The sequence below is a fragment of the Lactobacillus sp. YT155 genome (assembly GCF_030504545.1).
Taxonomy (GTDB): Bacteria; Bacillota; Bacilli; order Lactobacillales; family Lactobacillaceae; genus BQUT01.
Window position 1 is genome coordinate 195,125 of sequence record NZ_JAUKWP010000001.1, and the last position, 25,923, is coordinate 221,047.

Consider the following 25,923-nt stretch of genomic DNA (forward strand, 5'->3'; position numbering starts at 1 on the left):
GATTAATTATTGAAATCCACTTTAGGATTTTCTTTAGCCTTATCACTAGCTTTGAAATATTCTTTTTGATGGAAACCATACATATTTGCAAAGATATTCTTAGGGAAGGTTACTACTGACTTATTGAAGTCACTAACTTTCTCATTGTATCTCTTACGTTCAGTAGCAATTCGATTTTCTGAACCTTCTAATTGAGTCATTAAAGTTGAGACATTCTTATTAGAATTCAATTCAGGATAATCTTCACGAATCACATTAATCAAAGTACCCACTGATTGATCTAACTGAGCACTAGCATCAGCTTTTTTGGCTGTGCTTGAAGCATTACTATAATTTTGACGAGCTTTAGCAATATCGCCAAAGACATCTTTTTCTTGTTTCATGCTTCCTTTGACAGAATTAACTAAGTTAGGAATCAAATCATAGCGACGATTCATAACGTTTTCTACCTGACTAGCTTGAGATTTCACATCTTGATTACTTTTGGCCAAGCTGTTATATGATGAAATTGAATAAATAACAATAACTGCCACTACAACCCCAACTGCTATCCAGATATTTCTCTTTGTTTTATTCATAATTTTTCTCCTACGAAATGTTGTACCTTATTATAATACAAGTTGGCTTTTTTCGTTATAAAACTTCTTGTAAGCAAAGTAACATGAAATTACTGAGGCAATACTGGTAGCCGATAAGAGCATGAAAGTTACCATAATTTGATATTTGATAGCTTTGACTGGATCAACTCCCGCAAAAATAAGTCCTGACATCATTCCGGGTAGACTAACCAATCCAACAGTTTTTGCTGAATCAATCGTAGGTGACATCCCTGTTTTGATACTATCTCTAAGAATATCCATCGAAGCTAATTTAGTAGTTGCTCCTAAAGCTAACTTTTCTAAAACTTGTTGGTGACGGTCTTTAAAAGTTGCAATCATATTCTTGTAGCAAAGACCAATTGCTACCATTGAATTACTGGCAATCATTCCTGAAATTGGCACCATTTGTTGAGGAATGAACTTGATTGAACCAGAGGCAACCAATACTCCAATCGTCACACCAGTACTCAAGACAATCGCTAATAATGAAATACCAAAGAGGTCAGGAATTCCCTTACCTCTTTTTTTAGCATTCCAAGCGGCATTAGTCACAATTACCGTCATCATTGCCAGAGTTAAAATCACATTGTTTGAACCAATCACATATTTTAAAACATATCCCACAACAAATAGTTGGATCACGGCTCTGACGACACCAATAATAATATCTTTATCAATCCCCAATTTTTCTTTGAAACCAAAATATAATGACACTAACACCAAAACAAATGATAGTGCTAGCGATAAGTTATTAACTGCTAAATTTTGCATTATTTATCCTCCACAATTCGACCATCTTCGACTTTAATTATCTTTCTAGAATCATCCAGCTCTTCTTGGTCATGGGTGATTGCTAAAATTGTTATGCCTTCATTCTTATTTAAGTCCATTACCAGACTATGGATTATGTTTTTATTCGTTTTATCCAGGCCAGTAGTGACCTCATCCAAAATCAAGACATCCGGTGTAAAGATAAGGTTACGAAGCAAAGCAATTCTTTGTTTTTGCCCACCGGAAAGATCAATTACTTTTTGATTTAAGAAACTCTCGTCCAAATTGGCTAATTTCAATTTTTGAACCATCAATTCTGAATCCGGTTCTTGTTCGCGAACTTTAAATGGAAATGCTAGATTATCAAAAACAGTTTCACCGAATAAAGTTGGCTGCTGAAAACAATATGAAACCTGTTTACGATAATCAGTAGCCTCGTAATCATCGATATTCTTATTGCGATACAATATCTCTCCACTAGTGGGACTAATCATGTCGGCTACTAACTTCATCAAGGTGCTTTTACCAGAACCAGAAGTTCCCGAGAAAGTTAGATAGTCACCCTCGTTAATAGTCAGATTAATATCTTTTAAAATTTTTGTGTCATTAACTGTGTAATTTATGTTATTTAGTTTAATAATTTCTGTCATTTTTCTTCTCCATTTTATTATTTTAATTTACCATAAATTGGAACAATTCTAAATAACAAAAAAAGCCCGACTTTTAAGTCGGACTTTTTTTATTTGATACTTTTAATTAATTCTTCCATTTTCATCATCTGGAACTGCTTAGTTGCATCCTTAACAACACGATCTTTTTGAACATCGGTCATTTGTGGATTTTGCATCATCGCAGCCATAACAGCTTTTTGAACATAAACTTTTCCGTCAGCTTTTAATTGAGCTTGGTAAGTTTTGCTCTTCATTTTCTTTTGTAAGACTTTGGCTTGATTTGTCGAAAGTACGAGCCAATCTTTGTTGACATAAAAAATATTCTTGCGAGCAATCAAAGTATGATCATTACCTGAGATACCAAACATGAATCTCATGAAATCATTTTTGTAAACACGATAAGTTGATTTTTGAACTAGCTGATTAGCATCAGTCGTCTTCACAACTTTATTGTCGACATATGACTCTGCCACAGTGTGCTTAGGCTTTTTTTGATTAGTATCTGTACGATAGATATAGACATTCTCTTTGCCTTTTGTACCAACTTGCTTGTATAACAACATATTCATACCTTTTTTAGGTGAGGCAGAAACGATATCAACAGTTCTATTTTCAACTACTTCTTTCATCCCCAAGTGATTGTGATCATTTAACATCATTAATGAAATGTTAGCAATAATCAAAACTAAGAAAATCCCCCCGAGAATATTACTCAAAGTTTTGTTTTGAAGATATACGAAACTAATAAAAGCTAAGAGAACAAATATTATTAAAGTGAAAATTATCATTTATTTAGCCTCCTTAGCAACTTTTTTATTCTTTAGTGTGAAAGTTAACCCTAAAGCAATTACACAGAAGAGAATTGCCACAATAAAGGCAGCGTGATAACCAGTTAATGTTGCATTAATCGCATCATTTTTATAGACCAAAGGAAGTTCTTTAAGCAGATGCTTAGCAGGCATATTATTAGTAGTAACGTTTGATAACACACTGATCAAGATAGCTGTTCCCATGGAAGAGAATACTTGTCTCGTAGTGTTATTTACCGCAGTACCATGACTGATTAAATTATTAGGCAATGAATTCATACCTGAAGTAGTAACAGGCATCATAACCATTGAAATACCAAACATTCTTACCGCGTACAAAACAGTTAAATATAGAGTTGAAGAATCTTTGGTTAAGAAAATAAATGGAATTGTACCTACTGTTAATAATGTCATACCAGTAATAGCTAGACGTTTAACACCAAATCTATCAAATGCTCGACCAGTAATAGGACTCATAATACCCATCATGACAGCTCCACCAAGTAAAGCTAATCCTGAATGGAAGGCCGATAATCCCTTAACGATTTGAAGGTACATTGGTAAAATCATTTCTACCCCGACCATTGCCATATTCGTAACTGATGATAGCGCTGCGGCAATGGTAAATTCACGGGAAGTAAATACTCGTAATTGTAAGAATGGTTTGTCCATCTTAAGTTGACGGTATCCAAAAATAACAATCAATACCAATCCAACTAAGATAGGAATAAGAACTTGCATTGATGACCAACCTTTGTCACCAACGGTTGAGAAACCATATAATAATGCTCCAAAACCAATTGTTGATAAGATGAATGACATCACATCAAGTTTTTCTTTATTAGTAGGAAGTACATTTTTCATGAAGAAAAATGCTCCAATGATTACTAGTGACACAATTGGAATAATCATTCCGAACAAATCACGCCATGATAAGTTATCGATTACCCATCCGGAAAGAGTTGGTCCAATTGCGGGTGCCAAACCAATAACAAGTCCAGCCATCCCCATGGCAACACCGCGTTTCTCGGCAGGGAAAATTGATAGCATAATTGTTTGTAGAAGTGGCATTGATAATCCAACACCCAAGGCTTGAACCAAACGTCCAATTAACATTATTGTGAAGTTGTCAGCAACAAAACAAATGATTGTTCCAATAAGAAATGTACTCATGGCTGATAGATATAACCACTTTGATTTGAAACGATTAATCAACCAAGCGCTGACCGGAATCATAACCCCATTCACCATCATGAATCCGGTGGTTAACCATTGAATTGTTGAAGTTGAAACATCAAATTCTTTCATTAGGGTTGGAAATGCGGTTGAAAGAATTGTTTGATTCAATACGGTACAAAACGTACCTATTAGAAGTAAGGCAACCATAAAAGTTCGGTTGTATGCCTTACCATCGATATCTGTATTACTCATTATTTTTACGTCCCCTCCATTTTGTTAACATATTATCTACTCTTAGTTTCTCGGAATTGAGAGCTGCTTTGTCCAGAAGTTCTTCAATTTCTTGACGTTCTTCTAAACTCAAATCCTCTAAGAGTTCGTTATCCCAAAAACTCAAAATCTCATTAAAATGCTTCGTGCACTTCGTTCCCGCTTCAGTTAATCTGACCTTTTTAAGACGCTTATTTTCCAGATTAACTTCCCTAGTAATCAGCTTCTTGGCTTCCAAGTCTTTTAGCGAACGAGCTACACTAGCCTCATCAAACTGAACAATGTCTCTAATTTCTTCTTGACTAATTCCTGGGTGGTGTTCTGCTACACCCATGATTGCCAATTCAATAATTTTAAAATTGTCATCCTTTGCGACTTGCTTTAAAAACATTGCTTTTTGACGAGCCAAATAAAAAATCCTTTGTCCTAATTCCACAAGCTTCTCCTTTTTTTGAAAACAGGATTATTTTACTCTTACTCTTGAAAAAATCAAGTGTTATTTATCGAAAATAAAAAACCCTTGCGGGTTCTTTAAAAATAGTTGACACCAATAGCTTCTCGCACTTCTTGCAATGTTTGATTTGCAACAACATTAGCTTTTTGACTACCTTGTTTTAACATTTCATAAATTGCTGGGACATCTTGAGCAAATTCTTCACGACGTTTTCTAATTGGTTCAAATTCGGCTTGGAGAATTTCATTCAAGTAACGTTTAACCTTCACATCACCTAAACCACCAGCCTGATATTGTTCTTTCAATTTGGCAACTTCTTCCTTATCAGGTGCGAAGACATCTAGATAGGTGAAGACGGTATTCCCTTCAACTTGTCCGGGATCTTCAACGCGAATGTGATTAGGATCAGTATACATTGACATGACTTTCTTTTGTAATTCATCAGCTGAGTCGGCCAAATAAATCGCATTATTCAAGGATTTACTCATCTTGGCATTACCATCTAAACCTGGCAAGCGGCCTTGTCCTTTAGGAGGAAAAATTCCTTGTGGTTCAACAAGTACATCTTGATTATAGGTATGGTTAAATGAACGAACAATTTCTCGAGTCTGCTCAAGCATTGGTTCTTGGTCATCACCAACCGGAACGAGGTCTGCTTTAAAGGCCGTAATATCTGCTGCCTGACTAACAGGATAAGTTAAGAATCCGGCAGGAATACTTTGTCCGAATTCTTTTTGTTGAATTTCATTTTTGACGGTTGGATTTCTTTCCAAGCGTGACACTGTAACTAAATCTAAATAATACATAGTTAGTTCGCTAAGTGCTGGAATTTGTGACTGCACAAAGATTGTTGATTTTTCTGGATCAAGCCCCACAGCCAAATAATCTAACGCCACTTCAACAATACTTTTTTGGATTTTTTCTGGATTCTTAGCATTATCAGTCAATGCCTGCATGTCAGCAATCATGATATTAGTATCATAAATACCTTCATCTTGCATTTTTACACGATTCTTCAATGAACCAATGTAATGTCCAATATGTAATCTTCCTGTCGGACGATCACCTGTCAAAATTGTCTTCTTTGTCATTTGTATTCTCCCTTTCAATCAAAAAACGCCCTATTACTTAATGTAATAGGACGCTATTGCGTGGTGCCACCTGTTTTCGTAGAATTATCTACCTCTCATGGTTATAAAGCACCACCTATATCCAATTCCCAATTCAACAACGATAAGATTTTCAGCAAATATCTCATTCTCTGTAACAATTAATTGAATTAGTACTCTAAAAAAACTATAATATTCTCACTGAATTAATAACTAGCATACCGACTACCAAATCTTTTGTCAATCATGGAGGGAAAATGATTAAAACTAAAGCCCAAGAACAAAAACGTGTCGACACTGTTGCTAAAATTATTGATGAACAACTTGTTGAAACTCAAACCAAGATAGATGATGCAAAAAAGCGGACGAAAGAAATTGAAACCACTTATGGTGCCAATACTCGTGTTAATACTTTAGAAGTCGACGATCAAATGGAAACCAATGCTTCTGTTCAGCAGCAAAAGCAATTAATCTCTATGGCTTTAGAAAACGAAACAGTCTTGAATCATAAAGACCGGCAATTAAAATCTCTGCAGGGATCTCCTTATTTTGGAAAAATCGAACTAACTGAAGATGGGCAAGACCAGACTTTTTACATTGGGACAAGCACCCTTCAAGACAACAACAATGATTTCTTAATTCACGATTGGCGTGCTCCCATCTCCAGTCTTTATTACAACGGAACACTTGGTAAGGTTAAATACGAATTACCTAAAGAAACTAAAGAAGTTGAACTAACTTTAAAAAGACAATTCAATATCGTAGATAACAAAATCAAAAATATGTTTGATACCAACGAAACCGTTGGTGATGAAATTCTACAAAATGCCCTTGGATCAAAAAGTAGCGAGTATATGAAAAATATCGTCGCTACTATTCAACAAGAACAGAACACAATCATCCGTGACACTACCTCCGACGTCCTTATCGTCCAAGGTGCTGCTGGCTCTGGTAAAACTTCTGCAATTCTTCAACGTGTGGCCTATTTGCTCTACCATAGTCGCAGTCAGTTAAACTCCGACAATATGATTCTCTTTTCACCTAATAAATTATTTAGTAATTATATTTCTCAAGTTTTGCCAAGTCTTGGTGAGAATAATATGCGTCAAGTTACCTTAGATGATTTCTTATCTCGGCGTTTGTATGGCGTGAAAGTTCAATCACTATTTGAACGTTTTGAAAAAGACCTCCACAGTCTTCCCGAAACCACTAAAGAAATTCGTAATCATAAGGAAAGTAAGTCATTCTTTTTAGATGTTAAACAATATTTTAGTGACAATAATCTAAAACTAAATTTTGAAGATATCTACTTTGAAGATGAGATTTTCTTTAGTCATGAACATATTCAAAGTATTTTTGATTCTTTAAATACACGTCTACCTATTGGCACCCGTTATCTTCAAACTAAAAATCAATTAATTAAAGAACTGAAAAAACGCATTAAGCTTGATGCCATGGACGAGTGGGTTCAAGACGAAATTGATAATCTAGACGACTTAACCTTTCAACAATTATTGAAGGATAATCAAATCGAAGACTCCGAGAAACAACGTGAATTCTTATCACAAAAATTTCTCAAAGAGCGTTATCGAACAATTTACAATGGTATTTTTAATGACTTCTATTGGAATCCTTATAAAGCTTATGCCAGCTTCTTAGAAGCTAATCAACCAAACTCCATCTCTTCAACTGCTTGGAAAATGATGATTGATAATCTTAACGATAATATTGAAGCTCATAAAATTGATTTGAGTGATGCCATCTTGGTGTTATTGATTCGTGATTTAATTACGCAAACCGGCACAAATTATAGTATTCAACAAATTTTTGTTGATGAAATGCAGGACTACCCAACTAGTGTCTTTGAATATTTGAAATTTGCTTTTCCTAACAGTAAATTCACATTACTAGGTGACTTCTCACAAGATATTTTTGCTTCAACTTATGTAGAAAACAATCGGTTAGATAGCTTACAAGATATTTTTTCTGACAAAAAATGCCAGTTAATTACATTGAACCAGAGCTATCGTTCCACTGCAGACATCACCGACTTTGCTAAAGCCATCTTGCCTCATGGACAAAAAATCAAAACATTCTCCCGCAGTGGTAACCTTGTCCAGCTTAAACAATTTGTTGATGAGGATACTTATATTCAATCATTGCCTGAACTTTATCATGAATTAACGAATCAAAATGATACTGTTGCTATACTGACTACTTCAAATGTTCGAGCAAAATATCTTTACGATCAACTAAAAGAGCACATTGATGTTTCCTTAATCAGTGATCAAAATCGTAAGTTGAAATCCGGATTATTAATTTTGCCAATTTATCTTGCCAAAGGACTAGAATTCGATGCGGTAATTGCTGACAATATTAATCAAGACTTTAAAGAAAACCAACTTGATATTCTATATACTATTTTTACTAGAGCCATGCACGATTTAATAGTTACCAGTGTTGGCGATTTTTCTCCAGTGCTTGATAAAATCGATTCGAAACTATACAAAAAAAGCTAGCCGCAGCTAGCTTTTTTTATTTTTAAACGATAATTGCTCCTAAGACATTACTGAAAATAATCAATAGTAAGGTCACTTTGAAGTCACGAGTTCGACGGTAAATGATAGTGTAAACCATTCCCAATAGGAAATACAAAATAAATTCTTGATAAGTGGTTGTCAAACTAATAATCGCTAGAACAATTCCACTCATAATCATTCCTAGAACGTATGAGGTTCCAGTGCGTTTACGCCAGAAGTAATTATATAAGAATACTTGAGAAACCATCGTTTGTTGATATGACAAAATTAGCACGTTAGCTGCCATATTGAACAAGAGAACTCTTTGATCACCACTCATGTAATAATCATTATAGAATTTTGGCAAGTAACCTTTAATTTGTAAGACCGTAACTCCAATTCGAACCAGTCCAATCAATACGACAACTAGCATAATCACGCCGAATTTTTGTGAAACCGTATCACGAAAATAAATTTTCGGTTCTCTAAGAATAATTTCTTCAGTTCCTTGGCGATGTGACATAATCCAAGAACTTACGATTCCAAATACTGCAAATACAGCTGCTATTTTTACATTTAACCCACTCTGGTCAACTGACGATTCTTTTAAAAAGGCAGTAATTCCAGCGAACAATAGCCAGAACACGTAACGCGATACTGTAATTCCTTTTGATTCAACACTATTCATAATAAATATACCTACTTTAGAAACCATTATACTTAAAGTATGTCAGTTGTTGGTCTTATCTTTATAGAAAATTAAAAAAAGAACTAATCGTTATTAGTTCTTTTTTAGTTAGTCAATTTTCTTTTGGGCTGATGCTTTAAGAAATTCCTCGTCATCAGGACTGGTAGCGAACCTTTCACCAGTTTCTAACTGTTTGATTTGATTCATTTCGTCGTTTGACAATTCAAAGTCAAAAATATCAATATTTTCAGCTAGTCTTTGTTGATGAACTGATTTTGGAAAGACAATCGTATCACGTTGAATGTGCCAGCGAAGAATAACTTGAGCCACACTCTTATTATGATTTTCGGCAATTGTGGTTAAGACTTCGTTAGTCAAAATTGTGTTCTTTCCTTGTCCTAATGGACCCCAGGCTTCATGAGCAATGCCATTAGCTTTTAAGAAAGTACGTAACTCATCTTGTTGGAAGTATGGATGAGTTTCAACTTGATCAACTGCTGGAACAACTTCTGTTTGACTCATCAAATCTTCCAGATGGTGAATTTGGAAGTTGGAAACACCAATAGCTTTGATACGTCCAGCTTTATAAAGTTCTTCCATAGCTTTATAAGACTCTACATAGTTAGCAGTTGGCCAATGAATTAAGTATAGATCTAAATAATCTAAATCTAGTTTCTTCATTGTCTTTTCAAATGCTGCTTTAGTCTCTTCGTATCCGTGTTCTGAATTCCATAGCTTAGAAGTAATGAACAAGTCTTTACGATCAATTCCAGATTCTTTAATTGCTTCACCAAGCCACTCTTCGTTGCCATAATAAGCTGCTGTATCAATATGACGATACCCTGCTTCAAAAGCCCACTTGATAGCTTCCATGAATTCGGATTTTTCTTTCATTTTGTAGACACCTAATCCAAATTGCGGAATTTCAACACCATTATTTAATTTTACATTTGGTACATTTGTCATAATTGTTACCTCCAACATGAATCATATTATATTACGCCAAAAAACTCACTTATTTTGAATTAGTTCAGCAATTTTCTTCGTTGTATTAAAATTTCTAATCGTAATGTATTGATACTGCTCAGTACCGACAATCTTTGACCAGCGACTTCTACTGAAAGTCTTCAGTGGTGCCGTCCAAAAAATGAAGTTCTTGAAGTAATCAACCTGCTCAAATTCAGGTTTTCCTTTGCCAATTTCTGCAATCATTTTCTCACCAGTATAAGGAGCAATGACAAAAATGAGATTATTCTTATCTTCTTTATTGACACCAAACCACTCTGGCAAATTCTCCATCATTTCCAGATAGTCATTCGCGCTGATACAGTGAGCTAAAACATCACAATCAAATTCTTGTAGGATTACATCGTGAACTAACTGTTGAATTTCTTTTTCTGGGTAAGTAGATTCTAAAATAATATTTCCGGTATTTAGATACGTTGAAACATTTTCAAACTTGGTTGCAAGGACTTCTTTCAACTCTGCCATTGGCACTTTGTTCTTACCACCAACATTGATTCCTCGCAATAATACGATATATTTTGTCATCATTTCTTTCCTTGACGATACAAATTAATCGTCTTATATCCTTGCTTTAAAATATCTGTCATTTCTTCAAGATGTTTTTGTTGAGTTGTCTCAGTCTTTGCACTATACACATATCTTGCCCAATCTTTTTGATATCCTGGAGTTAATTCATCAAACAACTTTCGAGTCTTATCATCAAGTTGTTTCATTAATTCAGGAATAAACTTCTTGTAGTCATCCACTCGTCCATCTTTTTTGTATACTTCATGTTTTGCGGTTTTTTTCAAAGCCACTAAAGTGAAGTTATCATCGTATTTCACCATTCGGTTGAATTTGAGAAGACTTCCTTTAGGGTATCCAGCGTCATCCACTTCCAGCATTGGAAAAATTTCATCACGATGTACGTACGAATCATATAGTTTGTTACCTTTTTTGGCGTAGGCAAATGCTAGCAATCCACCTTCCTTAATTAAATCTTCCGTCTGCTCGAAATAGTCTTTCATTTCACCAATATTTTTTACAAAAATGATCATTAATTCCGTTAATTCAAGTTGATCGATTTTTGCCTTCAAATCTTTTACTAAAGAATCATTAATTGAATTAATGACAATTGGATTTTGATATTTTTCTAGTTTTAATTTCTCAACTACTGTCTTTTCAGCCATGGGTTTTCCCTAAAAATTTTTCTTTCATTATAGCATGTGGCTGGCAATCTTCTAAAATGTAATAACCATCTCTGTCCAAATAAAAAAGAGCAACTTCTCCCGAAGCCACTCTTCTTTTTTTATTCTATTCGAAGACAAATTGATTATTATACAATTCAGCATAAAAGCCATTTTCTTTCATTAATTCTTCGTGGTTTCCTTCTTCGATGATTTCACCATACTTAAGCACAATAATACGATCTGCATTTAAGATAGTTTTCAATCGATGGGCAATAACAAAACTTGTTCGTCCTTTAATCACGTTATTCATTGCTTTTTGAATTCTTGCTTCCGTAACTGTATCAACGTTACTTGTTGCTTCATCAAGAATTAACAATGATGGGTCAGTCAAAATAGTTCTGGCAATACTAATCAATTGTTTTTGACCAGTACTGAAAATATTGTTTTCTTCACTTACCTTAGTGTCATAGCCCTTTTCCAAGGTTTCTACAAAGCTATGGATATGTGCTTGCTTAGCAGCTGCAATGACTTCTTCATCTGTTGCATCTGGCTTACCAAAAGCAATATTTTCACGAATTGTACCACTGAACAGAACTGATTCTTGTAGAACAATTCCGACATGTGATCTTAATGACCCTAAATCAAGGTCACGAATATCAACATCATCGAACTTCACTGAACCTTTATTTACATCATAGAAACGATTCATTAGGTTCATAACAGTTGTTTTTCCTGATCCAGTAGGACCAACCAGAGCAATCATTTGTCCTTTATCAACTTGGATATTAACATCCTTTAAGATTGGTTTGTCAGGTAAATATTGGAAGTCAACATTCTCCAACTTAATATCTTTTTCAACACCATCTATTTGAATTCCGTTAGGAGGATTTACCTCTTCGGTTTCATCAAGCATTTCATCAACACGTCTAGCACCGGTGATAGCTAGCTGAATCATACTGTATGAAGATGCAAGTTGAGCAATTTGATTATAGAACTGCTGTGAATATTGAACGAAAGTTACCACTAATCCTAGCGCAACTGTCTTATCAATATCACCATGAACTGCCAAATAACTACCAAAGAAAATAACAATCGCCGTATTCACTAAGGACATCCCTTGCATAACTGGGAAAATCATTCCTGAGTAAATTTGACCTTTCAAGGTTGCTTTACGAACCTGTTCATTATGAACCTTGAAACCTTCGACTGTTTCTTCTTGTAGAGAATTAGTGATAATTATTTTTTGACCAGTGATTCTTTCATTGATATAACCGTTAAGCTTACCAACTTCATCTTGCTGAATATCAACATACTTACGAGCTTTGACAATAATGAAAGCTGCCAAGATGATTGACACTGGTACACTCGCAATCGTCACCCATGCTAGTTGTGCATTCTTATCGAACATCATAATCAATAACCCAATTAAAAGAGCAATTCCGGTCATTAATTGTGATAGAACTTGGTTCATCGCATTATAGATGTTATCCAAATCAGATGTAAATCTACTTAAGATATCACCGTCAGACTTGCGATCAAAGAATGCTACGGTCAATTTTTGAAGTTTTGAGAACAATCCAGTTCTCATCTCATTAGTTGACTTAGCGATTGAGATAGATAGAACAATTGATTGAATAAAGTTTGCTAACGCATTAAATACGTAGTAAAGAAGTAGTGACCAAATCACACCGATAAATAAGTCCCAGGCGTGATCTGCTCCTGGCGCATGAGTCATTTTGATTCCTGCATAACTCACCAACTTGTTCAAAGCATCACCAATAAATACTGGTGCTTGAACTTGTAAGTACACAGCAATAACTGTCATCACAAGTGCGACAAGGAAAGATAACTTATATTGTTTTAAATAACGATAGAAAAATTTCATCGAGTCTCTAAATTCATGCATTATTTATCTCTCCTTCCTTTTTGAGTTTCAAAGATTTCTGAGTAAATATCATTACCTTCGACTAACTCTTTATGAGTACCAACACCAACTAATTCACCATCATTCATAACCAAAATCTTGTCAGCATTTACCACTGAGGAAATTTTTTCAGCAATGATGAACTTAGTAGTTCCAGTCATCTTATCAAGAGCTTCTTTAACTAGTTTTTCGGATTTAGCATCCAAAGCACTAGTTGAATCGTCTAATATCAATACCTTAGGAGTTCCAATAACACCACGGGCAATTGATAGACGTTGTTTTTGTCCACCAGAGAAGTTAGCACTACGCTCTTCAACGATGTCATCATATTTTTCTGGTCTTTCTTCGATAAATTCTTCAGCTTGAGAAATCTTAGCAGCACGTTGCATATCTTCCACGGTTGCATCAGATTTTCCTTGCTTCAAATTATCAGCAATTGTTCCAGAGAACAAAATAGCTTTTTGTAGAACCATGGCAACAGATGAATGAAGATTATGTTCATTTAGTTGCTTAACATCTTTACCACCAATCTTGATTGAACCTTTTTGAGGATCAAACAATCTTGGAATTAATTGGGCTAGAGTTGATTTACCAGAACCAGTTGCGCCAACAATTCCGACCATTTCACCAGGCTCAACTGAGAATGAAATATTCTTAAGTGTATCTTGGTCTTCACCAAAATATCTGAAACTGACATTATCGAATTCAACTGATCCATCTAAATCATAGTCAGGAGCATCGACAAAAGTAATATCAGGTTGTGTGTTCATAATTTCATTGATACGTTTGATCGAGATAGCAGCACGTGAAGCTCCCATCATCATCATTCCACCCATGATGATAGACATCATGATTTGCATCAAGTAGTTCATAAATGAAGCAATAGCAGCAACTGCTTGTGGATCACTATCAACTAAATTACCAACAAAGTAAATTGAAGCTACAACTGCTAAGTTAGCTACCAACATAAATGCTGGAATCATGATTGAGAATAAAATTCCAACTGAAGCTGTATGTTTTTCTAGTTCATCACTAGTTTCTTTAAATTTCTTATCTTGATTTTCTTCTTGCACGAAAGACTTAACAATTCGAACACCCATTAAGTTTTCTTTAGCAAGATTATTGGTGCGATCAATTAATCGTTGAATGGCCCCAAAATGTTTTCCCATTCTTCCAAATGATAGGAAAGTAATCACAAAAACCAAAATAACTAAGACAACGATAATCCACCAAAGACTAGGAATCGAGTTCATGGCTAAGACAAAACTTCCTATAAATAAGAAAGGAATTCTAATGATAGTTTGTAGAACCATCATTATTAAGTTTTGAACTTGGTTCATATCGTTAGTTAGACGAACAGCTAAATTACCAGCAGAGAATTTTTCGATATTTCCAAATGAGAATGTTTGAATTTTCTTAAAAGCAGTCTCACGAATATCAGCAATCATTCCTTGAGCTGTACTTGCGGAAGCTATTGTATTAATAACTCCTGCTATTAGTCCAATCGTAGCAATTACTAGAAGATAAATTCCATAATGATTAACATCATTTTGGTCTTCCTTCATGATTGCCTCCAAAATATTCTGTAGTAATTTAGGTTGCCATAAAGTAGCAACGACAGAACAAGCTGTTGCAATAATAGATACTAATAAAATACCTATGTATGGTTTGACATGTTGCTTTAATAAAGACACCAAATCAACTCTCTTTCCTATAGATTTGACACTTTGTATCAGAGTTACTATTCTAATACCGCATATCACATTTATCAACACATATTTTCAATAAAACAGAATTATTTCGTGATAATTGAAATTATGTAATAACAATATGAATAGCATTTTATAATTATATACTGTGTGTGTCAAGGTAATATGTGTGAAAAATGAAAAAATTATCAATAAATTCAACCATTAATATTTATGAAAAATGCTATACTATAGCTAGTGTACATATAAGTAGAGGAGACACCATGAAACTTTCTGTAATTGTTCCTTGTTATAACGAGGAACCAACAATTCCCATCTTTTATGAAGAATTACAAAAAATTCAAACTCAAATTAAATATCAATTAGAATATATTTTTGTTAACGATGGTTCAAAAGATAAAACCCTAGCTGAACTACGTAAGCTCGCTAGTGAACATGACAATGTTCGCTACATTTCCTTTTCGAGAAACTTTGGCAAAGAATCTGCACTCTATGCTGGATTACAAGCCTCAACTGGTGAACTAGTGACAGTTATGGATGTCGACTTACAAGACCCACCAGAGTTAATTCCCGAAATGATTGACTTAATTGAAAACGATGACTACGATTGTGTAGCAACTCGCCGTGAAAATCGCGACGGTGAACCTATTATCCGTAGTTTCTTCGCTAGAAAGTTCTATCAAATAATTAACAAGATATCTGATACAAAAATGGTCAATGGTGCTCGTGATTACCGTTTAATGACTCGCCAAATGGTTGACTCAATTCTTGAATTGTCCGAAACAAATCGTTTTTCTAAAGGATTATTCAGTTGGGTAGGTTTCAAGACAAAATTTATTTCATTTACTAATCGTGAACGCGTTGCCGGCGAAACATCTTGGTCTTTTTGGAAACTCTTAAAATACGCTATTAATGGTATTTCTGATTTTTCAAGTGCTCCATTACATCTCGCTACTTGGAGTGGTGGTTTATTTTCAACTTTAGCCGGTATTGGAATTATTTGGATTATTATTCGAAAAATTCTCTCACCGGAAATTGCTATTAGTGGTTGGTCATCAATCATCGCCTTGATTCTTTTCATTGGTGGAATTCAATTACTCTGCTTAGGAATTTTAGGCGAGTATATTGGTAAAATTTTTAACGAAACTAAAAACCGTCCCATCTATATTGTTAAAGAAACAGAAAAAAGCAATCCTGAAAAATAGGATTGCTTTTTTTAAATGATAAATGATAGCCCGATAACTGCTAAACCTAGAAGAAAGATAATCATTCCGGTAGCTCGTAATTTAGTTTTATTCTGGTTTTGTTTAATCAATGCTTCAACAATGTCGCCTCTTAGTTTAAAACTGACCAGGTAACCGACGAAGCTGACACTGATTCCAAATAAGATTAATGCATTTTTTTCTTGTTCAATATTTTGTGAGTAGCCTAAAATTCCAATTAAAATAAGTTCTAAAATTAAAATTGAAAAAATAGCTGACTTACTTATCCATTTCACTCTTTATTTCCCTACTTCCACCAAAATGTTGTGATATCTTTTTTATTCTCTATATTCCAATCAATCATTTTTGCCAATAAATCGTAATTAACTTCTGTATCGAATGGAATTTTGAACAGCTTGATTCCACTTTCATAGCCACTAACTTTGATTTCATCACGGAATGAATCAATTGCTTTTTCTGTTGCCACAGAAAAATGATTCTTGGCCACACTAAATCCAATTATGAATGTCTCATGATCGGTAAACATTGGTTGTTTCCAAGCGACTCTGGTTTCAAGTTGTGGATACTTTTCTAACACCCATTCAAGAACTTTTGCCAACTGTTGGGCATGATCTTGGTTATCAAGTTTTAATAAATACTCATCAAAATTATTCATGAATTCACCCCTTATTTGGACTATTATACCGTTTCTCACTTGTACAAACTAGCAATATCAACTATATTAAGTCTCATAAGTATTTTAACCTGAAACCAATTTGAACAGGCGGTCTAACTTGTCCTACATAACCCAAAAGAAAATCGCAAACTCATGTAAAAACTTAATAGTGACAACTTCTGTTGATGATGTTAATGTGACCGAAATTATGAAGAACATTCATATGCGCCGACAGACTTTCTATAATTTCTTCCTAGACAAATATGATGCCATTGTCTGGATTTATAATGATGAATTAACTGAAATTATTGATGACAACTTAGATTATGAAAAATGGCAAAACATTATGAAGTTGTTATGTAAGTATTTTTTTAATAACAGACTTTTCTTTCAAAAAGTTTTACACCACACCACTCAAGTTGACTTGGCGCATAAGACAATCGAAAAACATTTCCAAAATTTAGTTCAATTAATTTTTAATGATAAAAATTGCCAGCTGGATTCCGAAAGATTAACCTTCAATATCGAATTTCTCGCTGATTCATTGTTAGTTCAGCTGGATTCTTGGATATCTACTGATAATCCTCGCTCAGTTGAAAAAGAAGTAATATTACTAACTTCTTTCTTAGAAGACACAGTTGCTGGATTTAAAATCAATCATAAATAGCTATTTCCAAGCAAAGCCACCACATTCTTGGGTCAAATATTCAATCCATTTCTTATCCTTGATTTTTAACAATGTAATTGAAACACCAGCCATATTATAGGAACTTAAATAACAACCTGATTTCACTAAAATCGGGTTGATTTTTTTTAGTTTGAGCAATTTTACAACGTCATTGGTGAAGATTAGATTCTCCATCATCGTCAGATTACCAAGATTATTTACTAAAATCATCATATCTTCATCTTCTGAGGGTTCACTGATTTGAAATAGTTTGTTTACTAACTCTCTACCTAATAACTCAGAAGATATGAACTCTTCGCGTCTATAACCTGTCTCACCATGAATCCCTACACCATAAAAGATTTGATTTTCTTCTAAATCAAAAGACGGTTTGTTCTCGGCTGGCAATTCTACTCCAGTCATTGCAACCCCAAGTGTATATAAATTGTCATTAATGATTCTGCCTAATTCTAATAATTTATCCGCATCTAATCCTTGGCCTGCAGCTGCACCTAAAATTTTGTGAATTAGTACCGTTCCAGCAACACCACGTTTTCTAATATCTTTTGTTTGCGGATCAACAGAAGCATCATCATCAATAATAAGTATCTGGACATTGTATCCTGCGGTTTTTAATTGTTTAGCTGCTAATTTAAACTGAGTAATATCTACTTCGAAATTTTTTACAATAAAAATAATGGCTTTCTTTTTATCAAAAAGTTCAGTGGTTCCTACAATTTGTTCAGCAACTGGTGGAACGAAGGGTTCACCAACAATTGCCGCATCCAAGAGATTCTCACCGACATATCCAATATCTAAAGGCTCATGTCCACTACCACCCCCGGAAATCAACACAACCTTTCGCTGATTATCATATATAACACTATTGAACTCCATCGAAACAGTTAATTCAGGATGAACTTCATTGAGTCCTAAAAGCATTTCTTTAACAACATTTTCTGACTCATTAATTAGTTTCTTCAATTGCAAAACCTCAGTATTTCGTTTTTCCTAATTTTATCAAAAAAAGCATCCAAACAGTAGGATGCTTTTTCATTAAGGGATTAAGTTATATAAACCTGCTCCTAATATTCCTCCAACAATTGGTCCAAATACTGGAACCCAACTGTATGCCCAATCAGATTGGCCTTTATTAGCAATAGGTAAAATTTGATGAATTAATCTTGGTCCTAAATCTCTAGCAGGGTTGATAGCATAACCAGTTTCTCCACCTAGTGAGAAACCAATTGCTGTAATCAATACACCGACTGCCATCGGATTAAGTCCATCAGTAAATTGGCCTCTGGTAAATGCTAGTAAGCCAAATACTAAAACAAATGTACCAATTGCTTCAGCAACAAAGTTAGCACCATAACTTCTAATTGCTGGACCTGTTGCAAATGAACCCAGAATTGCACCCTGATCTTCTGTTTCTTTCCAGTGAGGTAGGTATTGTAACCAAACCAAAATTGCTCCGACCATGGCTCCTAATGTTTGCGCAATGATATATGGAACTACATAGGCCCATTCAATATTCCCAGCTATTGCCATCCCAATTGTGACTGCGGGATTCAAGTGTGCAGGACTTAGAAAGGCTGATGCATAAACACCAATTACTACTGCAAGTCCCCATCCTAAAGCGATTGCAATCCATCCTGCGCCTTCAGCTTTAGATTTCTTCAAACTAACTGCGGCAACTACACCGTCACCAAGTAATACCAAAATCATGGTACCAATAAATTCACCTAACAATTGCAAAAACAAACTATCATTCATAATAAATTCTCCGTCATTCTATTTAATAATAAGTGGTTCTAATTCTTTTTTGATTTGTTCAATTGGCACATTTACTTGCAATAAAGCGGCTGCAGAATATGCGCTTTCTATAAACGCTGTGTTAAAAATATGCAGTTTCTTATCAGATAATTCTTCAGCCAATTCAAGATTCATTTTTGAACTACCTAAGTCGTAAAAGACTAGTAGTTCTTCACCTTCATTGTTTTCAATGGCTGCACTGATTTTTTCGATACTGGTTCCTACATCATTATCTTCAGTACCACCAGCAGTTGTAATTGGGACATCTTTTGCTACTTGTTCAATTAATCTATTCACACCAAATACCACTTCCGAAACATGTGATACTAATAAAATTCCGTACTTCGTCATTATTTATTCCTCAACTTATTTAGTAACTTCAATTAATGTTTTGAATAACATTCCTGATGATGCTGCGCCCGGATCAATGTGTCCAATTGATCTTTCACCCAGATATGATGAACGTCCTTTTTTTCCTTGCATATCTTTAGTTGATTCCACAAAACTGTCGACTTTTTCAGCAGTTAGTTGCCCATTTTTTAAGACTTCTGAAGTAGGAATCCAAACATCAAGCATTGTTTTATCAGCGGCACTTGCACCACCACGTTTAGCAATTCCAGCAGTACCAGCGGCAATTAATTCTGCTAAATCTTCACTATTTTGAGCAGCTTTTGCCATCTCGAGAAAGGCAGTTCCATAAAGTGGTCCCGATGCTCCACCAACTTTTGTCATCAAAGCCATGGCAATGACTTTGAAACTGTCAGCTATTTCAGTTGGATTCTTTTCTTCCAAATTTTCAATAACAGCAATCATTCCACGGTCCATGTTGTTCCCGTGATCACCATCACCGATTGCATCGTCTAGGTCACTTAAATATTCTTTGTTAGTTGCTATTTCTTTAGCAAAAAGTTGCATCCATTTTTGAATTTGTTTACTATCTAACATTTGTGTCACCCCATCCAATTGTATTAGCCGAATCATTCAATTCCTTCAACCATTCATCATCTGTCAACTCTAATAATGTCAAGGAAACTCCAGCCATCTCAAGTGAAGTTACATATGAACCAACTTTTGTGAAAAGAACATTTGCTTTCTTTTCTTCTAGTTTATTCAAAACATCATTCATGAAGACATATTGTTCCATCAACGGTGTTGCACCTAAACCATTAGTCAAAACGGCAAATTTTTTACCTGATAATCCATCATATGAAGCATCTAATTTAGTAATTAATTCCTCGACTAATTTTTTAGATTCAACTAGTTTTTCGCGTTTATATCCTGGTTCTCCATGAATACCAACACCATATTCAATTTCGTCATCAGCAATTTCAAAACCTGGTTTTCCAACTTCAGGTACAGTTGCAGGTTTTAGAGCCACCCCGATAGTTTTTGTCTGTTCAATTACTTTTTTACCAAGAGTAGCTAAGTCTTCTAATGACATACCATTTTCAGCAGCTGATCCAATGATCTTTTCAACAAGAATTGTTCCAGCTACACCACGTTTCCCTTGTGTATAGGTACTATCTTCAACTGCAATATCATCATCAACAATAACTTGTTCAACCTTAATATCTTCCATTTCAGCCATATCTTTGGCAATGTCAAAGTTCATCACATCACCAGAATAATTCTTAACAATTAAAAGCACTCCCATTCCTTGGTCGCTTTCCTTAATTGCTGCTAAAACTTCATCAGGAGTTGGAGAAGTGAACACTTGTCCACAAACTGCCGCATCAAGCATACCTTTACCAACGAAACCAGCATGCAATGGTTCATGTCCACTACCACCACCAGATACAATTCCTACTTTTTTCTTTTTGTCGCCGTCATTTCTAGCTACAACGTACGTTCCTTCAATTTGTTTCAAGTAGTTTGGATATGAGCGAACAAGCCCATTGACCATTTCTGGAATAATATCACTCGGATTGTTAATAATTTTTTTCATAGTTTTGATGTCCTTTCGTATTTGTTGTCTTTATTGTAAATTGTAAGCGCTTTATTTGAAAGGGACAGAACTCGGATTCTGTCCCCTTATTTATTAATTGATTTGCCAGTGTCCAAAATCAGATTCTTTGCTTGTACAAACTAACAATATCAACTATATTCAAACTATAAACTTTAGGAGAAAATTTATGGATGCAAATAAAGAAGCTCTACTAATTATTGATTACACCAATGATTTCGTTGCCGATGATGGTGCTTTGACTTGTGGCAAGCCCGGTCAAGAAATTGAAGATTACATTGTTAATCTGGCTGACAATATGAAAGAAAATGCGTTTATTTACTTACCTACAGATATTCATGTCAAAGATGATCCTTTCCATCCTGAAACCAAATTATTCCCAATTCATAATCAAGAAAACACTTGGGGTCGTGAACTCTATGGTAAGTTAGCTCCTTGGTACCAAGCTAACAAATCCAATACCGTTCAATTGATGGATAAGACTCGTTACAGTTCATTTGCTGGTACTAATCTTGATATTTTATTAAGAGAACGTCATGTTGATACGGTGCATTTAGTCGGAGTTTGTTCTGATATTTGTGTGTTGCATACTGCAGTTGATGCTTACAATCTTGGTTACAAGATTGTAATTCATGAAAAAGGAATTGCTACCTTTACTGATAACGGTCAAGAATGGTCGCTCAATCATTTCAAAAACTCATTAGGAGCCACAATAAAAGAGTAAGCAGATTGCTTACTCTTTTTTATCTCTATGACATTGTCCAGCCACCATCAACTGGCAAGGCAACTCCGGTAACGTAACTAGCCATATCACTAGCTAGATATAATGCTGCTTTAGCAACATCATCTGGTTGAGCAAATTTTTTCAATGGAATTGGTGCTAAGAATCCATTTCTCATATTGTCATCTTCTAGTACTTCTTTAGTAAGTCCTGTTTCACCAGTACCTGGACAGATTGCGTTGGCTCTAATGCCATCTTTGGCGTAATCAACGGCAACAGCTTTGGTGAGTGAAATTACACCACCTTTTGAGGCCCCATAGGCTACAGCTTGAGGGAATCCAATGATTCCACCAGCAGAAGCAGTGTTGAGAATTACCCCTTTGGTTTTCTTTAAATGGGGAAGTGCATATTTTGTACCTAAGAAAACCGACTTCAAATCAATATTGATGACTTTGTCCCATTGTTCTTCGGTAACTTCTTCAGCAGTTCCGGGGATGAAAATTCCAGCATTATTGAAGATAATATCTAGTTTTCCAAATTTTGTTACAGCTTCATTTACAAAACCTTCTACATCTTTAGCACTAGAAACATCGGCTTTTATAGCAATGGCTTCTCCACCTTGATCATTAATTTCTTTAACAACCGCTTGGAGCTTGTCTAGATCATAATCTACGGCAACAACTTTTGCCCCGTGTTGAGCAAACAACTTACTGGTGGCTTCACCAAAACCTGAAGCAGCACCCGTAACAATAGCAACTTTATTCTTCAAATGCATTCAAAAACCCTCCCTTGTGTATTAGTTCACAAAAAAATTATACATCAAGTATTCATTAAATACACTTGAATTAGCTTCTACCTACAAAAAAAGCAAACCCTAAGGTTTGCTTTTTAGATATAGTTTTTGGTTATCGAATTTTTAGCATTCTTAATTCCAGAAACTTGTCCTTCATAAACAATTTGACCACCATGTGAGCCACCATCTGGACCGATATCAATAATCCAATCGGCTGAACGCATAACGTCGGTATTGTGCTCAATAACGATAACTGTATTTTTCTTAGCTACTAAGTCATTGATAATTCGAATGATATTCTCAACATCTGAGGTATGTAAGCCGGTTGTTGGCTCATCGAGAATATAGATATTACCTTTTTTATTCAATTCGTTAGCTATCTTCAAACGTTGTCCTTCACCACCTGACAATGTATCTAATGATTGTCCCAGTGATAGATATCCTAAACCTACATTCAATAAATTGTCTAAATTAGTATTAATCTTTTTGTCATCAAAGAATTCTCTAGCTTGTTCAACTGATAAGCTCATCACTTCGACAATGTTTTTTCCATTTAATTGATATCCCAGAACTTCTTTAGCATATCGTGAGCCACGACAAGTTGGGCATTCAATTTCGGCATTATCCATAAATGATAGATTCAACTCAATGACACCTTTTCCATTACATTCTGGACAAGCCCCCTTGGAATTGTAACTGAATAAGCTATCTTTAACGTCGTTTGCTTGAGCAAATAGTTTACGAATTTGGTTCATAATCCCTGTGTAGGTAGCTGAATTAGAACGACTGTTAGCATGCAAAGCGTTTTGGGAAATTTCAATTGCTTCTGGGCGTTCACTAGCAAACACTTGATCAACTAGCGTACTTTTCCCAGATCCAGCAACTCCGGTAACCACCGTAAATAGTCCCTCAGGAACTTTCAATTGAACGTTTTGTAAATTGTGTAAAGAACTAACTTTACTCTCAATAAAGTTCTCAGCAGTTCTTGGGTTATCATTCATTGGCAATTGTGACTGCAAGTAGTTACCAGTCAATGTGTCTGAAGTTAGTAAACCTTGATAGTCACCGGTGTACATAATTTCGCCACCATGAGCTCCAGCTTTGGGACCAACATCAATCACATAATCGGCAATTTTAATAACATCTGGATCATGTTCAACTACGATTACCGTATTGCCTTTATCACGTAACTTCAATAGTAGGTCGTTTAAGCGGTAAACATCCCTTGGATGTAATCCGGTACTTGGTTCATCAAGAATATAGGTCAAGTCTGTCAAACTGTTAGACAGATACTTAACTGTCTTAACACGTTGAGATTCCCCACCTGATAAGGATGTCGTCTCTCGGGTTAAACTCAGATAATCTAATCCAATGCCAATTAAATCATTCACACGTTTTTGAATATCAGCGATAATTGGTTTCATTGCTTCATCTTTAAAATCATCTAAGGTCGCAACTAATTCATCTAGTTGCATGTCAGTCAAATCAAAGATATTAAAACCATTAATCTTTGAATTCAAAACTTCTTGATTGAATCTTTTACCTTCACAAACATCACATTCAGTCATTATTGCAAACTTATCAATATTTTTTTGATTTGAAGATGTGGTTTCTTTTCCAGAATTAACATTAATTCGTAGAAATAAATCCTCGACTCCTTCAAAAACAAATTCACGATTTAACTTATTATCATCACTTTTGGGAATTGTAACTCCTCCATGAAGCAATAATTTCATTTCAGAATCAGAAAAATCCTTAATCGGTTTTTCAATATCAAATAATCGTGAACTAGTAAGCATCGTCATATAATAGGAATTAGCGCCATATCCCGGTAATTGAATTCCACCTTCAGAAATTGATTTATCATAATCAAAGGCTGATTCACGATTCAAAACATAACTACGGCCAATTCCTTGGCACTTGAGACACATTCCCACAGGATCGTTGAAAGAGAATGCATTGGCGGCATCACCATATCTAGGCTCACCAAATCGGGAAAATAAAACTCTAAAAAGTGGATTAATATCACTGATAGTTCCTAAAGTAGAACGAGCGTTTCCACCAAGTTGCTTCTGATCAATTGTAATTACCGTTGATAAATTCTTGATATCATAAACATCTGGACGTTTATAATGAGGTAAAAACATTCTCGCAAAACTACTATATGTACTATTAAGTTGTCTACCAGCTTCTTGAGCAATGGTGTCAAAAACAATTGATGACTTTCCTGAGCCAGATACTCCGGTAAATACCACTAACTTGTGTTTAGGAATATTCAAACTGACATTCTTCAAATTGTTCTCATTATCATTGATTATCTCTATAAATTGACTTGTCATAGCTTTCCTTCCCAATTCATATTTTTGCGGCGCGAATTATTATTATAAGAAATTATTAGTCAAAAAACAAGCAAAATTTTATGTATAAAAACACTATAATATCAGTCATTTATCCACATAAACTTGTGAGCATATTTCGTGCAATTTTTTCAATTTGGACTTAGAATATAGTTGTAAATAAGAGAGACAAGAAAGGGAGGTGATTCCGATGGGCTCCGAAATCGAAATCACAGAAAATAGTAACTCCAGTCATAATTTCTCTAGAAAAAACCGCTGAAATCACAGCGAACAAGAAAAACAGAATATCATCTTATAACTGGACTTACTAGTTACAATTGAATAAGTACCATCGAACAACCGTAAATTTTAGTCGGTTGTTTTTCTTTTGGCAAAATAAAAAAGACTAGCAATCAGCTAATCTTTATTCACCCGTAATTGTTTTAACAACTGTTTGAATTCCTTCAACTAATTGAGAGTCTTCATCCACACCTGTTGTGGCAAATTTTTCTGCCCACCATTGTTTTCTAATCTCACGAATTTTAGGAGCGACTTTCTTTCCTTCGGCTCCTAAAGTTAACTTCACAGTTCGACCAGATCCGGATTCTTTTTGGATATAATCCATGTCTTGCATTTTATTAATCTCACGAGTAGCTAAGGCTTTATCAATCACTAACCCATCACAAATTTCCTTTTGAATAATTCCTGGATTATCGTCCACCATTAATAAGATGCACGAAGCCGTTGGATTCAAATGATACTTCTGATATTTAACGTTCATATCTTTATAAAATTTCCGGTGTAATACGGAAATATTCTGGGCTAATTTACCTAAGTCATTCATCATCGATTA

Annotated in this window: 27 protein-coding genes; 4 read left to right on the forward strand and 23 right to left on the reverse strand. The window is 34.9% G+C overall.

The genetic code is table 11. The features are described from left to right. Positions 1 to 2: 2 nt before the first annotated feature. The 7 genes from Q2T76_RS01030 to trpS form a co-directional block, all read right to left on the reverse strand. Positions 3 to 578, reverse strand: coding sequence for a LemA family protein (locus Q2T76_RS01030; protein WP_302083273.1), 576 nt, complete (start codon positions 576 to 578; stop codon positions 3 to 5). A 30-nt stretch (positions 579 to 608) separates the two neighbouring features. Next, entirely contained in the window at positions 609 to 1,370 is a 762-nt protein-coding gene (gene fetB, locus Q2T76_RS01035) for an iron export ABC transporter permease subunit FetB (RefSeq protein ID WP_302083275.1), read from the reverse strand. Further along, positions 1,370 to 2,020: an ATP-binding cassette domain-containing protein gene (locus Q2T76_RS01040; protein WP_302083277.1), complete on the reverse strand. Its 651-nt coding sequence runs from the start codon at positions 2,018 to 2,020 to the stop codon at positions 1,370 to 1,372. The genes fetB and Q2T76_RS01040 overlap by 1 nt, the downstream gene beginning before the upstream one ends. 89 nt (positions 2,021 to 2,109) lie before the next feature. After that, complete coding sequence (locus tag Q2T76_RS01045) at positions 2,110 to 2,829, reverse strand: DUF4811 domain-containing protein (protein WP_302083279.1); 720 nt, start codon at positions 2,827 to 2,829, stop codon at positions 2,110 to 2,112. After that, the gene (locus Q2T76_RS01050) at positions 2,830 to 4,281 is read right to left on the reverse strand and encodes an MDR family MFS transporter (RefSeq protein ID WP_302083281.1); all 1,452 of its coding nucleotides are present in this window, start codon (positions 4,279 to 4,281) and stop codon (positions 2,830 to 2,832) included. Then, positions 4,274 to 4,735 (reverse strand): MarR family winged helix-turn-helix transcriptional regulator, encoded by a 462-nt coding sequence (locus Q2T76_RS01055; RefSeq protein ID WP_302083283.1) that lies wholly within the window; start codon positions 4,733 to 4,735, stop codon positions 4,274 to 4,276. Before Q2T76_RS01055 ends, Q2T76_RS01050 begins: the two co-directional genes overlap by 8 nt. A gap of 95 nt (positions 4,736 to 4,830) precedes the next feature. Then, positions 4,831 to 5,844 (reverse strand): tryptophan--tRNA ligase, encoded by a 1,014-nt coding sequence (gene trpS / locus Q2T76_RS01060; protein WP_302083285.1) that lies wholly within the window; start codon positions 5,842 to 5,844, stop codon positions 4,831 to 4,833. Between the two features lie 275 nt (positions 5,845 to 6,119). Between trpS and helD the strand changes: the two genes are divergently transcribed. Next, a complete protein-coding gene (gene helD / locus Q2T76_RS01065) occupies positions 6,120 to 8,381 on the forward strand; it encodes an RNA polymerase recycling motor HelD (RefSeq protein WP_302083287.1) in 2,262 nt (753 codons plus the stop codon). Between the two features lie 22 nt (positions 8,382 to 8,403). On the opposite strand, the gene Q2T76_RS01070 is transcribed toward helD, so the two are convergent. The 6 genes from Q2T76_RS01070 to Q2T76_RS01095 all read right to left on the reverse strand — a co-directional run bounded on the left by Q2T76_RS01070 (position 8,404) and on the right by Q2T76_RS01095 (position 14,882). Continuing rightward, complete coding sequence (locus tag Q2T76_RS01070) at positions 8,404 to 9,069, reverse strand: CPBP family glutamic-type intramembrane protease (RefSeq protein WP_302083289.1); 666 nt, start codon at positions 9,067 to 9,069, stop codon at positions 8,404 to 8,406. 108 nt (positions 9,070 to 9,177) lie between these two features. Then, positions 9,178 to 10,035 (reverse strand): aldo/keto reductase, encoded by an 858-nt coding sequence (locus tag Q2T76_RS01075; RefSeq protein ID WP_302083291.1) that lies wholly within the window; start codon positions 10,033 to 10,035, stop codon positions 9,178 to 9,180. 45 nt (positions 10,036 to 10,080) lie between these two features. Beyond that, positions 10,081 to 10,620 (reverse strand): DUF1697 domain-containing protein, encoded by a 540-nt coding sequence (locus tag Q2T76_RS01080; RefSeq protein ID WP_302083294.1) that lies wholly within the window; start codon positions 10,618 to 10,620, stop codon positions 10,081 to 10,083. Next, complete coding sequence (locus tag Q2T76_RS01085; RefSeq protein WP_302083295.1) at positions 10,620 to 11,264, reverse strand: YdeI/OmpD-associated family protein; 645 nt, start codon at positions 11,262 to 11,264, stop codon at positions 10,620 to 10,622. Before Q2T76_RS01085 ends, Q2T76_RS01080 begins: the two co-directional genes overlap by 1 nt. A gap of 124 nt (positions 11,265 to 11,388) precedes the next feature. Next, positions 11,389 to 13,170 (reverse strand): ABC transporter ATP-binding protein, encoded by a 1,782-nt coding sequence (locus Q2T76_RS01090; RefSeq protein WP_302083297.1) that lies wholly within the window; start codon positions 13,168 to 13,170, stop codon positions 11,389 to 11,391. Then, complete coding sequence (locus Q2T76_RS01095) at positions 13,170 to 14,882, reverse strand: ABC transporter ATP-binding protein (RefSeq protein ID WP_302083299.1); 1,713 nt, start codon at positions 14,880 to 14,882, stop codon at positions 13,170 to 13,172. The genes Q2T76_RS01090 and Q2T76_RS01095 overlap by 1 nt, the downstream gene beginning before the upstream one ends. Before the next feature lie 278 nt (positions 14,883 to 15,160). Between Q2T76_RS01095 and Q2T76_RS01100 the strand changes: the two genes are divergently transcribed. Beyond that, entirely contained in the window at positions 15,161 to 16,102 is a 942-nt protein-coding gene (locus tag Q2T76_RS01100; protein WP_302083301.1) for a glycosyltransferase family 2 protein, read from the forward strand. Between the two features lie 11 nt (positions 16,103 to 16,113). Here the strand turns inward: Q2T76_RS01100 and Q2T76_RS01105 are convergent, their stop codons facing one another. Then, positions 16,114 to 16,395 (reverse strand): hypothetical protein, encoded by a 282-nt coding sequence (locus Q2T76_RS01105; protein ID WP_302083303.1) that lies wholly within the window; start codon positions 16,393 to 16,395, stop codon positions 16,114 to 16,116. A gap of 11 nt (positions 16,396 to 16,406) precedes the next feature. Continuing rightward, positions 16,407 to 16,775 (reverse strand): iron chaperone, encoded by a 369-nt coding sequence (locus Q2T76_RS01110; protein ID WP_302083305.1) that lies wholly within the window; start codon positions 16,773 to 16,775, stop codon positions 16,407 to 16,409. Positions 16,776 to 16,893: 118 nt separating this feature from the next. Here Q2T76_RS01110 and dhaS point away from each other — a divergent pair, with 118 nt between their 5' ends. Beyond that, positions 16,894 to 17,442, forward strand: coding sequence for a dihydroxyacetone kinase transcriptional activator DhaS (gene dhaS / locus Q2T76_RS01115; protein ID WP_302083307.1), 549 nt, complete (start codon positions 16,894 to 16,896; stop codon positions 17,440 to 17,442). Here dhaS and Q2T76_RS01120 read toward each other — a convergent pair whose 3' ends face one another. The 5 genes from Q2T76_RS01120 to dhaK form a co-directional block, all read right to left on the reverse strand. Beyond that, positions 17,443 to 18,426: a dihydroxyacetone kinase subunit DhaK gene (locus Q2T76_RS01120; protein ID WP_302083309.1), complete on the reverse strand. Its 984-nt coding sequence runs from the start codon at positions 18,424 to 18,426 to the stop codon at positions 17,443 to 17,445. A gap of 72 nt (positions 18,427 to 18,498) precedes the next feature. Next, a complete protein-coding gene (locus Q2T76_RS01125; RefSeq protein WP_302083311.1) occupies positions 18,499 to 19,218 on the reverse strand; it encodes an MIP/aquaporin family protein in 720 nt (239 codons plus the stop codon). A gap of 18 nt (positions 19,219 to 19,236) precedes the next feature. Further along, entirely contained in the window at positions 19,237 to 19,608 is a 372-nt protein-coding gene (dhaM, locus tag Q2T76_RS01130; RefSeq protein WP_302083313.1) for a dihydroxyacetone kinase phosphoryl donor subunit DhaM, read from the reverse strand. A 15-nt stretch (positions 19,609 to 19,623) separates the two neighbouring features. Continuing rightward, on the reverse strand, positions 19,624 to 20,202 hold the full coding sequence (gene dhaL / locus Q2T76_RS01135) for a dihydroxyacetone kinase subunit DhaL (protein ID WP_302083315.1): 579 nt from the start codon (positions 20,200 to 20,202) through the stop codon (positions 19,624 to 19,626). Further along, entirely contained in the window at positions 20,192 to 21,202 is a 1,011-nt protein-coding gene (gene dhaK / locus Q2T76_RS01140; protein WP_302083317.1) for a dihydroxyacetone kinase subunit DhaK, read from the reverse strand. Before dhaK ends, dhaL begins: the two co-directional genes overlap by 11 nt. Positions 21,203 to 21,389: 187 nt before the next feature. Here dhaK and Q2T76_RS01145 point away from each other — a divergent pair, with 187 nt between their 5' ends. Further along, on the forward strand, positions 21,390 to 21,944 hold the full coding sequence (locus Q2T76_RS01145; protein ID WP_302083319.1) for a cysteine hydrolase family protein: 555 nt from the start codon (positions 21,390 to 21,392) through the stop codon (positions 21,942 to 21,944). 25 nt (positions 21,945 to 21,969) lie between these two features. On the opposite strand, the gene Q2T76_RS01150 is transcribed toward Q2T76_RS01145, so the two are convergent. The 3 genes from Q2T76_RS01150 to Q2T76_RS01160 all read right to left on the reverse strand — a co-directional run bounded on the left by Q2T76_RS01150 (position 21,970) and on the right by Q2T76_RS01160 (position 25,917). After that, a complete protein-coding gene (locus tag Q2T76_RS01150) occupies positions 21,970 to 22,716 on the reverse strand; it encodes an SDR family NAD(P)-dependent oxidoreductase (RefSeq protein WP_302083321.1) in 747 nt (248 codons plus the stop codon). Between the two features lie 113 nt (positions 22,717 to 22,829). Continuing rightward, complete coding sequence (locus Q2T76_RS01155) at positions 22,830 to 25,073, reverse strand: excinuclease ABC subunit UvrA (RefSeq protein WP_302083323.1); 2,244 nt, start codon at positions 25,071 to 25,073, stop codon at positions 22,830 to 22,832. 421 nt (positions 25,074 to 25,494) lie between these two features. Beyond that, positions 25,495 to 25,917 carry a MarR family winged helix-turn-helix transcriptional regulator gene (locus Q2T76_RS01160; protein ID WP_302083325.1) on the reverse strand — a complete coding sequence of 141 codons (423 nt, stop codon included), beginning with the start codon at positions 25,915 to 25,917 and terminating at the stop codon, positions 25,495 to 25,497. Positions 25,918 to 25,923 lie beyond the last annotated feature (6 nt).